General features: G+C 43.6%; 9 protein-coding genes. 4 read left to right on the top strand and 5 right to left on the bottom strand.

Annotated elements, in window-relative coordinates; all coding sequences use genetic code 11:
* Position 1 precedes the first annotated feature (1 nt).
* From IE104_RS10080 to IE104_RS10070, 3 genes are read left to right on the top strand one after another with little or no spacing between them, the layout of a single operon-like run.
* Positions 2-628, top strand: coding sequence for a YceI family protein (locus IE104_RS10080; RefSeq protein ID WP_189417977.1), 627 nt, complete (start codon positions 2-4; stop codon positions 626-628).
* Between the two features lie 49 nt (positions 629-677).
* On the top strand, positions 678-2,348 hold the full coding sequence (locus IE104_RS10075) for a di-heme-cytochrome C peroxidase (protein ID WP_189417975.1): 1,671 nt from the start codon (positions 678-680) through the stop codon (positions 2,346-2,348).
* A gap of 40 nt (positions 2,349-2,388) precedes the next feature.
* Positions 2,389-2,934 carry an RDD family protein gene (locus IE104_RS10070; RefSeq protein ID WP_189417974.1) on the top strand — a complete coding sequence of 182 codons (546 nt, stop codon included), beginning with the start codon at positions 2,389-2,391 and terminating at the stop codon, positions 2,932-2,934.
* A 124-nt stretch (positions 2,935-3,058) separates the two neighbouring features.
* Here the strand turns inward: IE104_RS10070 and IE104_RS10065 are convergent, their stop codons facing one another.
* The 5 genes from IE104_RS10065 to IE104_RS10045 all read right to left on the bottom strand — a co-directional run bounded on the left by IE104_RS10065 (position 3,059) and on the right by IE104_RS10045 (position 11,018).
* On the bottom strand, positions 3,059-4,918 hold the full coding sequence (locus IE104_RS10065) for a TonB-dependent receptor plug domain-containing protein (protein WP_189417972.1): 1,860 nt from the start codon (positions 4,916-4,918) through the stop codon (positions 3,059-3,061).
* 86 nt (positions 4,919-5,004) lie between these two features.
* Positions 5,005-8,307, bottom strand: a complete 3,303-nt coding sequence (locus tag IE104_RS10060) for a PQQ-dependent sugar dehydrogenase (protein ID WP_229837766.1) — start codon at positions 8,305-8,307, stop codon at positions 5,005-5,007.
* Between the two features lie 108 nt (positions 8,308-8,415).
* Complete coding sequence (locus tag IE104_RS10055) at positions 8,416-9,192, bottom strand: 3-keto-disaccharide hydrolase (RefSeq protein ID WP_189417970.1); 777 nt, start codon at positions 9,190-9,192, stop codon at positions 8,416-8,418.
* 420 nt (positions 9,193-9,612) lie between these two features.
* Positions 9,613-10,515 carry a DMT family transporter gene (locus IE104_RS10050; protein WP_189417969.1) on the bottom strand — a complete coding sequence of 301 codons (903 nt, stop codon included), beginning with the start codon at positions 10,513-10,515 and terminating at the stop codon, positions 9,613-9,615.
* Positions 10,512-11,018, bottom strand: coding sequence for a M48 metallopeptidase family protein (locus tag IE104_RS10045; RefSeq protein WP_189417967.1), 507 nt, complete (start codon positions 11,016-11,018; stop codon positions 10,512-10,514). Before IE104_RS10045 ends, IE104_RS10050 begins: the two co-directional genes overlap by 4 nt.
* Positions 11,019-11,582: 564 nt before the next feature.
* Here IE104_RS10045 and IE104_RS10040 point away from each other — a divergent pair.
* Positions 11,583-13,043, top strand: a complete 1,461-nt coding sequence (locus tag IE104_RS10040; protein ID WP_229837765.1) for an undecaprenyl-phosphate glucose phosphotransferase — start codon at positions 11,583-11,585, stop codon at positions 13,041-13,043.
* The last annotated feature ends 59 nt before the right edge of the window (positions 13,044-13,102 follow it).

The following is a 13,102-nucleotide window of genomic DNA, read 5'->3' as shown; positions in this document are numbered from 1 at the left end:
TATGCCGTACTTTAGCGTTGATTACAAAAAAATATTGCTGATTTCCCTTACGCTTTTGCTCAGCGCCTGTGGATATTTAATCCAACCCAAAGTAAAAACCGGGATAGTAAACCTCAAGCCCGGCGCCTACCAAATCGATAAGCAGCACACGACTGTGCTTTTCAAAATTAATCACATGGGTATGTCTACTTTTGTCGGTCGCTTTAATAGCGTTGATGCCTCATTGGAATTTGATCCGGCACATATGGAAAATGCCAACTTATCTGCTGTAATTAGTATTGCCAGCATCGACGTTAACAACGCTGAGCTTGCTGAAACGCTGCGCGGTAGTAGCTGGTTCGATGCGGAAAAATATCCGCAGGCCTTTTTCAAAACTACCAGTGTGCAATTGGTTGACCAATCTCACGCAAAATTTAGCGGCAATTTAACCTTGCACGGTGTGGTCGCCCCTATAGTGCTGGACGTGGTTTTTAATGGGGGTGGTGAAAATATGTTAACCGGCCGCTATACCATTGGTTTCACCGCTACAACCAGTTTTAAACGCTCGCAATTTGGAATGGATTATTTGGTTCCTGCGGTAGGCGATGAAGTCAATGTAGAAGTGTTCGCAGAATTTCAAAAACGCTAATGACTGATTAACTTTGCTTGGGTCTGTTCACAGGCCGGAAATGGATGATATGAAAAAGAAAAGTTATAAACTAGTTACTTGCCTGCTCATTTTAGTTTTGATTATTGCCGCGATCTTTCTTTTGTTGCGCCATTTGCGACAAGATCCCTTTGCTCCCGATGCACACACCACCTTGACTAAAGACGGTGTGACTTATTTAGGGCAGGGTTGGAGCATGGCGGAGCGCCAACAATTATCCTATACATCCTTCGGATCGCGAATTTTAAATTACAGCTGGTTTCTCTCATTAGAAAATGCTGAAGGCGAACAATTATTTCGCAACAATTCGCATATGGCTGATTTGGGATTTGTCACCGATTCGGCAAATAAATTTAACCCGGATGCTTTACCTGTAGGTGTTGTGCGTGATCAGGATGATAAGGGTAACGCCTGGGTTGGCTTAAGTTGCGCTGCATGCCATACGGGCCAAGTTACTATTAATAGTAAGCCTGTTCGCATTGATGGTGGGCAGAGTTTAATAAATTACACGCAATTTGAAACCGAATTATTAGCCGCACTAAAAGCAACAATTTCCCAGCCGGAAAAGTGGCAAAGATTTACAGCGCGCTTGCAGCAAACGCAAAAAATTAAACCAGACCTTGTTAAGCAGCAGATCGAAACGCGTATTCAGGAGTTAGAAACGCGTTATGCAATTAATGCGACACAAGTTCCCTATGGTCACGGGCGCCTGGATGCATTCGGGCAAATTTTTAATGCGGTTGCAGCGGAAGCTTTAAATATACCAGCGAACGCGCGCTCGCCTAATGCGCCTACCAGTTTTCCTGTGTTATGGGATGCATCCCATTTGGATGTGGTTCAGTGGAATGCCTCTGCACCCAATATGGAGCCCGGGCCTTTAGCGCAAAATGCGACAACTGCTTTAGCTGTTTACGGAACTGTGGATGTTTTGGGTCATGGAAAAACCTATCCTTCCAGCATTCAAATTAAAAATTTGGGTTACATCCAGCGCAAATATTATAAGTTGAGTTCACCTAAATGGCCGAAAGATTTAGCTGGCCGTTTGGATAAAAAACTAATTGAAAAAGGCGAAACAATTTATAAACAGCATTGTTTGCAATGTCATAGTCTGGTGAATTCTGAGGATGCGGATCGCAAATTATCAGCTGTGTTAGTTCCAGCAAATGAAGTGGGCACGGATATGCTAATGGTGAATAATTTTACGGAAGGTACTGTAAAAACCGGGGAGCTGGAAGGGAAACATTTTGCGCTTTGGTTCGGCCAAAAATTTAAGGCAGAAGCTACGCGTTTGGATGTTGTAATGCATGTAGTTACCGGATCTCTGTTGGATCATCCTTGGGATTCATTTTGTTCTGTTGTTCAGGAATTCGCTACAAATAAAATGAGCCATGCTGATAATACTGTCCGTTACTACAAAGCGCGACCTATTAATGGCATCTGGGCATCTGCACCTTATTTACACAATGGTTCTGTGCCGACAGTTTACGATTTGTTGCTGCCCGCTGCACAGCGTCCTGCACAATTTTTTGTAGGTAACCGCGAGCTTGACCGAGTGAAGCTCGGCAATCAAACCCTGGAAGTGGCGAATGCTAGTTTGTTTGATACCCGCTCAACCGGTAACTCGAATGTAGGGCATGAATACGGTACGCAATTAAATGAGCAAGAACGCATGGCTTTGCTGGAGTATATAAAAAGCTTATAGTTGCTTTGCATAATAATGATCAAAAAATAAGGAGTGCGTAATGCAGTGTTTAAAGTGTGGGGCGCAAAACGCTAATAATGCCAGTTATTGTTCGGCGTGCGGGAATGCATTTGCATTCTCTGAGGTTGCCGCTGCTCAGGTGGTCTATAAAAATCACGCAGGTTTTTGGAAGCGCTTTGGTGCTTTTGTGATTGATTGGATGATACTTTCCATTTTGAACGGAATTTGTATTGGCTTTTTCGCCCTGAGTTTTGGTGCAGCTATTTTTTCAGGCAGTATTGGCGCAATTCCTTTTGGATTAAGTATGGCATTTGGTTTTATAGCCATGAGCTTTGCACTTAACTGGCTTTATTACACCTTGCTTGAGTCTTCAGCTAAACAGGCAACGCTAGGCAAAATGGCACTGGGTATAGTGGTGACTGATGATCAAGGTAGACGTATATCTTTAGCTCGTGCAAATGGCCGTTACTGGAGCAAAATATTATCCGGATTATTTTTGTGCCTGGGTTATATCATGGCCGCTTTCACGGCTAAGAAGCAGGCCTTACATGATTTGATTGCAAGCACGCTGGTGATTGATGAGTAGTGATTGATACGAAAATGAAATTGCCGTACTTTAAATAAAAAAGCTCCCGATTAACGGGAGCTTTTTTATTGCGGGAGCGGTTAAAAATATAACTCCCAATTTGATACCGAAAAATCCAGATCAATTAAAAACTAAAATTAGCACCCACAAAACCGGTGCGGCCAATTGCCGGGAAACCTATGTCGTTCATGTAATCTTCGTCAGTAATATTTTCAATGCTGAGGTTGATGGTGAGTTGTGAATTCACTGTCCACTTCGCGCCCAAGTCAAAACGATTGTACTTATCCAAAGTTTCAACCACGGTATCACCCGTATAACGGCTAGCGGCAAGGCGATCATCTACCCATAAGTAATTGGCATTGAATTGCCAACTATCATTCAGGTTATAAGTTGCGGTTGCGCCTGCCTTAACTTGTGGCCTACCCATAAGTGGATTTTCTGCATCAATATCGGCATAGCTAGCGTGCGCGCCCAATTGCCATTGGTTATCTTGCGAGTGCCAATGGATTTCAGTTTCAACACCGCGAGTGTCAACTTGGTTACGGTTTACGTTGGTGAATAATTCAGCATCAAAATCAATCAGGTCCAGGTAGGTATTTCTAAAAACACTGAAATTAATACTAGTGTTATTGGCAGACCATTCCAAACCTGTGTCGCGAGTGGTGGCACGTTCTGGTTTCAAATTTTTATTGCCAACGAGCGGGTGACCCAATGCGAGGAAGCTGGGCAATTTAAAGCCTTGGCCGGCATTTGCAAACCAACTTAAGTTGTCGTTGATTTGATAGCGAACTCCGCCTTGCACGCTATCTTTAGGTGCAAGATTTTCTGCGTCATCGCGGCGAGCACTTGCTTGCACGAGCAAATCTTCATTGATGTAACCGTTAATGTTTACGAAGACGCTATCAATACGGCGATCCAAACTAAAATCAGTTGGCATTTTAAAACCAAAATCCAAATAGCCTACGCTATCGCCAGATTCGTGTTTGGTTTCTACACCAATATTTCCCCACACAGATTTTTCATTGCCAAGAGTGTTGGTCCAGCTGAAATTAGTGCGAGTGAAATCTGTATCCGCACCATTCGCAGGTACTGCATCAAAGGGAACAATACCCGGTGAGGTTAAATTTTCCTGACGATTAAACCATGCGCCTTGCAGCTTGCTACGCCAAAAATCATTAACTTGCCATTGCCATGCAAGCGCAGCATTTTGGTCGGTAAACTCACTTTGGTCGAGATCACGCAGTTGCGCAAACAGTGAGCCACCGCTTTGTTCCGGGAAGGTAGTTTTTTCACCGTCTAAATAACGGTATGAAAAATCCAGGTTGTGAGCGTCTTGTTTCCAATTCAATTTCACTAAAGCTTCTTTGTTTTCCGCGCTGCTACCTTCAATAGGTTCGCCTGCATCTTTACCTTGCACTTTTACCGCGTAACCCAAATTACCGGCAGTGCCTGTTGCAGTCAGGCTTGCTGTTTTATAACCGTCTTCACCTACTGCAACAGAAAGATTTTGTTGTGCAGTTTCAGTGGCTTCAACGGTGATGATATGAATAACGCCGGCGAGTGCATCTGAGCCGTAAATGGCAGATTGTGCTCCGCGAATAATTTCAATGCGTTTAATAGAATCTATGTTGATGTTATTAACATCAAATGCGCCACCGCGAGTATTTGTTGGGTCATTCAATTGCACGCCGTCCAGCAATACCAAGGTGTGATTTGCTTCTGCACCGCGCAATGCAATAGCAGTAAGGCCACCCGGGCCACCTTGTTCTTCAACCCAGATGCTGGGCACTTGGCGTAATGCATCCACGAGGCTGTGGCTGCTTAACGCGGCTAATTGTTCCTGGCTAATAACCGTAACAGAAGAAGCTAATTGCTCACTGGTTACCGGGCTGTATGTGCCGGTGACTACAACTTCATCGGTAGCTGCAAATACTTGTGTTGCAATAAGGGTGCTAATGAGGAGGGGGAGGGTTTTTAACTTCATGCGATACCTTCATTTAAACGGGTGCATTAAAAAATAATGGCCACTTTTCAGGGTGGCCATTGAGAATCAACTTACTACTAAAAGTATTAATTCGGTTTTGCGAATTTATACAAGGTGTAATAAGCCTGCAGTTGTGCGGATGCTGCATCTTTAAACAAATTTTGGTTGTTTAAAGTGATGTGATAAACACGCGCGGTTTGCTGCGGATGAACAGAAGCATGACCAAGTTCTGCCAGGTTCATTGTAATTTGTTTGCGATCTGCGCTGATACTGATGTTTGTAATTCTTTCCAAAGCTTTACCTAACTCATCAGAACCATAATCTGGCGCATCACGATATACCCATGATTGCACTGACAGCAAAGATTGCAATTTTGTCGCATCAATATTGTCATTGAGTGGTTGAGTAAGTTGCAATGTAAAACCTGAGCTGGTTGCGTGTGCGCTGTGAATTGCTGGCGCTACGGTTTTACCATCCCACACAATACGCTGCATGCTCGCTACGTGGCCACCTTTAGCTTGCCAGCCACGACCTGTTTGGCCGAGTAATAAACTTCCATCAGGAAGGAATACAGGACGCATAACGCCGGACTCAAGCCCGTCGATAAATGGCATTACGCCGCCTTGCTCAACACCATCCACAACTTCAGTATTTACGCGCAGCAAATTCGATTGGGTTTGGTCGCCAATTAACATTTGGCCAGCGAATACACCGAATTTTCCTTTGGTGGTATCCCACGCTGGATTGCCGGGTGAGTTTGCCACTTTATTGTGCGGTAAAAGAATCGCAGCTGTCGGGCGTTTGTCTGCAAACTTCGGCCATTGAATTTCTGGCGAATCTGGAGTCATTCCCGGCAGATCAACGAGGCTTGAAGGGTGACCATAAAATTTATCTTGCTCGATCACAAAAATTTTCGAGGTACCTACATATTCACCCTGGTTATCGGAATACCACAAACGACCATCCGGACTCAGTGCAAGACCAGCCGGGCTGCGTAAACCGTATGCCCACGGAGTGAATTTGGCGATGCCATTTTTATTACTTGCATCAACACGAATATTCCAGCCAGCGAATCCGCCTGCGCTGCCCATATATTTTCCGCCAGCGTTATAAAGCGAACCATCGCCACCATCACCAAGATTAATGCTGAGGTAATAGGCACCGTCGGCGCCGCGAACAGGGCCGTGCATATAAGAGTGATAGTTGCCGTGATAGGAATGGGCGTCGAATAATGTTTGGTAGCTGTCAGCTATGCCATCGCCGTTGGTGTCGCTAATGCGAGTGAGTTCTGCTTTTTGTCCGGCAACGACTGTGAGGCCTTTTTTATCTTCTACCAAAACGCCAAGGCTGTCGAAAGTACCTTCAGCAAATAATTGCCATTCGCTTTTACCCGATTTATCTTTCACGAGGCGCCAAATACCAGCGGTGCGAGTTGCTACTACGATAGTTCCATCGGGAGCAATTGCAGTGCCGAGCGCTTCAAACAATTGTTCGCGGCCAAAATTATCTTTAGGTGGATAGTAACTTTCAATGCTGTAACCTGCAGGCATATCCGCTTTTGACGCAGTGATCTTAAGCGGCTGCTTGCGATTATCAAACGTTGATTTTGGCGCGTGCCACACATTATTTGCCAATGCAATTTTTGCATTCAAGGTCGCATTAATTTTTCCGGCCGGTAATTTCCACACAGCATTTTCAATTTTGCCAGCGGTGGCTTGCGGCTGTGTTAATGAACTCGTGTTAATTGCAAATGCTTGTTCAGTTTTTAATTCGCCCGTGACATTAATTGTAACCTTACCGTCAGCTGCAAAGGTTGTTTGAACAGCGAGAGTGTTTTGACCTACGCGATAATTAAAGCTGGGCGCTTGGGCTTTGTCTTTTGAGTTGCGGGTGTAACCTAAAAATTGCGCATCAACCGCTGCCAATCTAGTGAGGTGATCTTCTTTGCTATAAAGAGATTTTTTAACGGTTTCGAGATCGCCAAATTTCGCGTCTTTAAAAGAGAAATCTACAATTGAACCTGCTGCGTTTAAAGGCGCGAATAAATATTCTTTATCGCCCAAACTGATTTCACGGCTTTCAAAACCCATTTTCAAACCTTTGCCGCCGCGATTAGTAAATTCGCCGGTCATATCCAAAAATCCGCCTTGCCAGATTTTTGCAATAGCGAGAATGCGAGGATCAAACGAATAATTCACTCCGTTTACGTTACCTACGTGAATTGCGCGACCTGAAACGCCCAGGATAGGACCACGTTGAATGCGCACTTGGTCATCAACTAACAATTGCAATCTGTCTTCTACAGGATTGTATTTTTCAACCGGACCTTGAGTCATTAATTTAACAACCGGGCCACGGTTTTGCAGATCATTCAAAGTTGAAAGATAAGAGCCAATTGCTTCGATTTGCATGTCGCTAATAATTTGGGCACTGAAGGGCGGCATAATCGGTGGATAAACTTCGCCTTTTTTAGCGCCTTTTTCGCCGATTGCAATTTGATCTGTGGGTGAGCGAATGCTGCGGTGTAAATATTCGCGATCTGCTTTGATATTAAAACGATGACCTTCGCCGCCTTCAACGACTTCACGTGAACGAGGCTCGCGCGTAAATAAACCGAACAGGTTAGGGCCGGTTGTTACTGTTGGATCATCTTTTGCGGTTGAGTGACAAACATTACAGCCGAAAGATTCAAAACTTTCTTTACCTAAGGCTACATAGTCAACCAATTCTGCTTCATTGGTTGCTCCGCTGCTTTGTGCGGGTGGCGTGATCTTGGAATAATCTGCCGGTTCAACTTTAAAATTGCGGAAAGCAAATTGGCCCTGGTTGGCAAGAATACTGGTTACCCCTGCCTCGCTTTCCCAATTAGTCAATGCGTTTTCATTGTAAGTTGCAATAAGCTGATTAGTGCTAACAACTTCGCCATTGATACGGATTTCCAAAAACATTGCATTCTGTGCTTTCTCGCTGGCTTCATTAAAACGTGGAGCGCGGAATTTTACACTTAAGCTTTGCCATTCATTATTTTTGTTTTTTAGTTCAATAGAGTAGTGGCCATGCAAAAATATTTTTGCGGTAGTACCTTGGGCAACCAGGTACTCCATGCTTAAAACGGTATCACCAAAAACGTTTTTTCCGACGAGATGTTTGCTTTTGGTTACATCACCCGTATTAACCAAAATTGTATTGAGTTCGGCTTGGGGCTTTTTGTCGATTTGGAATTTTTTGCCTATAGCACTAACAGCTGCAGCGCTTGTCCATTCGGGGCTTTCTTTAAATGCTGTTAAGGGGCTTTCAGCGGCTGCAACAAGCGCGCTGGATGTAAAACTAATTAGTGCAAGGCTAATTCCCGCTAACCTGGAAAAATACATAAATTTAGAGAAAGACATAATCTTCGCTCTCACTGTAAAAAGATTTAAAAATACGCCGCAGCTTTTTAAAATGCATCTACTAATGCAAAAGCTGCGGCGCAGGAAGGTATAAAGATGTATCGATAATTACAATTTTCTAACCCAGATGTTACGGAAGCTCACTGGGTTACCGTGATCTTGTAAACGCAATGGCGCGCAGCCATGAGCGGTGTAAACAGGTTTTCCAATCCAACCGGTAGCACCCTGGATTTCAACATTGTTTTGCACCAGCACACCGTTTAACAACACGGTAGCGCGGCCTGGTGAAGTTAATTTTTTATCGCTGCTGAATTTTGGCGCGGTAAAAATAATATCGTAGGTTTGCCATACGCCCGGTGCGCGGGTTGGGTTAACCAGTGGAATATGTTGCTTATAAATAGAACCCGCTTGGCCATTGGAATAAGTTTTGTTGTTGTAGGAATCCAATACTTGTACTTCATATTGTTCCTGCAAGAAAATACCGCTGTTATTGCGGCCCTGACTGGTTAATTCTTTGCCATCATCGCCGGTAACTTTGGTGGGTGTCGCCCATTCAACGTGCAATTGCACATCGCAAAAAGATTCTTTGGTTTTAATATCGCCAGTTTTTGGCGCTACTGTGAAGCTACCGTTTTGCACGGTCCATTTTGCATCGCCACCTTCAACACCTTGCCATTGGCTGAGAGATTTGCCGTCGAACAAAACGATAGCATCAGAGGGTGGGGTGTTTTCATTGGCTGTTACTACGGCCGGTACCGGTGACCATACTTCGGTGGCTTCCGCTAATTTCCAGTCCGGTATTTTGCTGGAGCTGCTGGACGCAGCCAGAGCAGTTAGGGGGAGAGTAGCAATAATAGTAAGTGCAAGTGGTTTGATCTTTTTCATGGGATTCTCCTGCTGGGCTCTCGTACTTGAAAGCAGTTATTGTTTGAAGTTAATTTTTGTGTTTCTCTGTTTGTAGCTAAAGTAGCCTGGATGCTGAGATGCACTCAGATGCAGCTAATTCTAGTTATCAAATCGATGTTTGGATGAGCGAATCATCTTATTTCTCAATGAAAAATGTATTTCATCAGACTGTTTAATGTCGCCATTCCGCAGTTTTTGGCGAGTGGAACAAAATCCCACCTTCTTAATCGATGCTTTTAGCCCATAGAAGACATTTTACTGGTGCAAAAAGTAACGCGGATTTGCTTTGAATGATAGATAAGAAAAGTTAAAGTACTTATCCCAATTATATGACTTATAGCTCGGGGTTAAAAGTTGCTTTTTTAAACCCAGAGGGATTGGCTATTTAGTGAACAAAATCTACTTCTTACGGCTTGTTAATATTACACCGCCAATCACTAATGCGGCTCCAGCGAGTTGGATAAAGCTAAGGCTTTCACTCAACACCAGTGCACCTAAAAATAAGGTAACAACCGGCCCGAATATACCAAGAATTGCAGCGCGCCCACTGCCTATGATTCGAATGCCTTCATTCATAAGAAACGACGGGATGACCGTGCAAAATATCGCCAACGCAAAGGCTAAAGCATAAACGGGCAGGGGTTGTTGAATACTATCTACACCTTCAATCGCTAGATTATGGGCAATAACTCCTGCACAAGCCGATAGCATTCCATATGCTGTGAAGCGCAGTGAGCCCACCCGTGGAATCATATCGCCAGCCAACACAATAAATATGGCAAAAGAAATGGTACTTAATAAAACCAATCCACTGCCCAGCGTTGTAACTTCCCATGAGTTACCCAATTTTATGTCGTGGACGAAAACCAGCAGCATGCCGGTGTAAGCAATGGCCAGCGCAAGTTTTTCCTTAGCCGAAATTTTTTGATGTTTTATAAATGCGAGAATCAATAAGACCAGCGTGGGGTACACGTACAAAATCAGGCGCTCCAGTCCCGCTGATATGTATTGCAGCCCCATAAAATCAAACAAGCTGGATACATAATAGCTGAGTAACCCCAAGCCAATGATTTGCCAGACTTCCGTTTTGCTGAGTGCGCTTTGTTGTTGCGTTTGCAGCCAAATAGCTACGCCGGCATAAAAAGGCAGGGAAAATAGCATGCGCAACATCAGCAATGGCGTTGCTGTAACCCCGTAGCGGTAGGCGAGTTTTATTAAAATTCCTTTGGCCGCGAAACAACAGGTTCCAAGAAGAATGCAGATAATGCCTTTTGTGTAGTTCTCCATGTGTTCAGATTTCACGAATAAAGTTCTCCATACAAATCCAGATGCGTTAAATACAAACGCAAATCAAATTCGTATTGATGGTAGTTAGGTTCCATATGACGACAAAGTTGATAAAAACTTTTGTTGTGTTCTTTTTCTCTAAAATGCGCCAGCTCGTGCACGACTATCATTTTTAAAAAAGCTTCCGGCGCAATGCGAAAAACACTGGCGATTTTAATTTCATTGACGGTTTTGGTTTTATTGCCCTGTACACGTGTTATGTAGTGATGCTGGCCAAGCGCGTGTTGGATAACTTTGATTTTTGAGTCGTATTGTGCCCGGCTTAATGGTTGGGCTTTACTCATAAATTGATTTTTCAGTGCTACCGTAAATTCATAAAGTTGCTTATCTGTGCGTACAGAATGGCATTGAGGGTATTTTTTTCGCAAAATTTCGCTTAAACGTTCGTCAGTAATAACTTGTTGAACCTGGTTAATAGTTTCAGCGGGATATCCGGTGAGATATTTGAGGGTGGACATGACATACCCGAATTGACAATGAAATGGCTGACTAATTAGCGCGCATTATAGCGCTTAAATCTTCCTTGCAACAGCGGTGTAGTTTTTATGCACCATTTTTAATTAATTCCATTATTAATTTTAAAATATGTCGTTTTTTAATTCATAGGCTTATGCATTTAGATAGTGCAAAAATAATAATTTGAGATCAACTCTGTATCAAAATGGCTTTTTATTTAATAAAAAATTAACTTTTATGTGCGCTGTTCTCATTCCCGACAAGTGGCAAGATCTATGTTCGGCAGCGAACCAATTTACAAAATTTAATCTTGTAGAGTCTCGCCATCTTCTGGTGAATTCCTACCAGAAGTGTTTGCTTTTTTGCATTAAATGCAGGCAATGAAATTAAGCCGGAAAGATCGGCTGAATTTTTTTGTCGTTAAAACTTGCGTAGAGCTGCTGTTTTTATAAGTTGTTGCGGAATATCACGACATCTTTATCTAAAAATCGCGATAAATATTGTTTGTGGTCTGAATAATGCAGACGTTAATGAGTGAAAATGCTATTGCTGACTGGAGGTAGTAAATGAACAGTCCTATGACGCCAAATGGACCCTTGTATCCTGCAAATTTGTCAACCCAACCGCAAGTTATTCGACTTCATCATTCTAAAATCCTCGCCTTGTTTCGTGCTTTGGATAGTGTGCTTATAGTATGTGTGTTGTGGGTTATTCTGCGTGTATTGCAAATAGAGTGGGATAACGGTTACACAATCCTTGCAATTGGTGCAGTCATTATTTTTGGTTTTTTTGCTGAGGGTAATGAAGTCTATTATTTGTGGCGCGGTTATTCGATGACAAGTTTGGCCTCGCGATTGATTTTTTCATGGTTGCTTACCGCTTTGCTAATTGCGGTGGCACTCATATCGGTTCTGCCATTTGCAAAAATAGATTTGCAATCGGTCATCTTGTGGTTGGCAATTACACCGGAAGTGATGATTAGCTTGCACTGGGCACGCCGGGTTGTGCTCGCAAAATTGCGCTCAAGTCCCTCTGAGCCCCGTCGTGTAGCCATCGTAGGTGCAAATGAGTTGGGTGTACGCATGATTAATTCTCTTGCAGATACTCCCTGGCTTGGTTACCGCGTGGTGGGTTTTTACGATGACCGCATCACCAACGATGACGAGCGTCGTTTGGATGTAGAAGAGCAAAGCGTGCCGGTAAATGGCGATCTCGATCAGCTTTATGAGGATGCTCGCGATGGAAAAATTGATATTGTTTTTGTGACATTGCCAATGCGCGCCGAGTTCCGCATTCACGCCGTTATTAATCGCCTTGCTGATACAACCGTGACTCCCTATGTTATTCCGGATGTGTTTAATTTTGATTTGTTGCATTCGCGTTTGACCTGCATCCAGGGTATTCCTGCGCTAAGTATTTACGACTCTCCTTTAGTTGATAACAGCCTTGCAAAACGTCTTGAAGACGTGGTGATTGGCCTTGGTATGCTAATCGCACTTTCAATTCCTATGTTGCTTATTGCAATAGGCGTGAAGTTGACATCAAAAGGCCCAATCTTTTTTAAACAGACGCGCTACGGTATGGGCGGTGAGCATATTAAAGTCTGGAAGTTTCGCTCCATGACCGTGTGTGAAGATGGCGATAGTGTGACCCAGGCAAAAAAAGGTGATATGCGTGTTACGCCTTTTGGAAATTTTTTACGTCGCACTTCATTGGATGAATTACCGCAACTGTTTAATGTTCTGTCGGGCAGTATGTCTTTAGTTGGGCCTCGTCCGCATGCGGTTGCGCACAATGAGTTTTATCGCGGACAAATTAAAGGCTATATGCTGCGCCACAAAGTTAAACCAGGTATTACCGGGCTTGCGCAAATTAATGGTTACCGCGGTGAAACTGAAACGCTCGATAAAATGTCAGGGCGTATTGCTTACGATTTGGAATACATCCGCAATTGGTCTTTGCTGCTTGATTTGAAAATTCTTTGGGGAACCTTGTTCAGAGGTTTTGTAGGGCAACATGCTTATTGATTTGCGGACACAAGTGAAACCGGGATATATGAATCGGATACATTGAAAAGGAATGACGA

This window comes from Cellvibrio zantedeschiae (assembly GCF_014652535.1).
Taxonomy (GTDB): Bacteria; Pseudomonadota; Gammaproteobacteria; order Pseudomonadales; family Cellvibrionaceae; genus Cellvibrio; species Cellvibrio zantedeschiae.
This window is presented reverse-complemented; position numbering and strand designations above follow the sequence as displayed.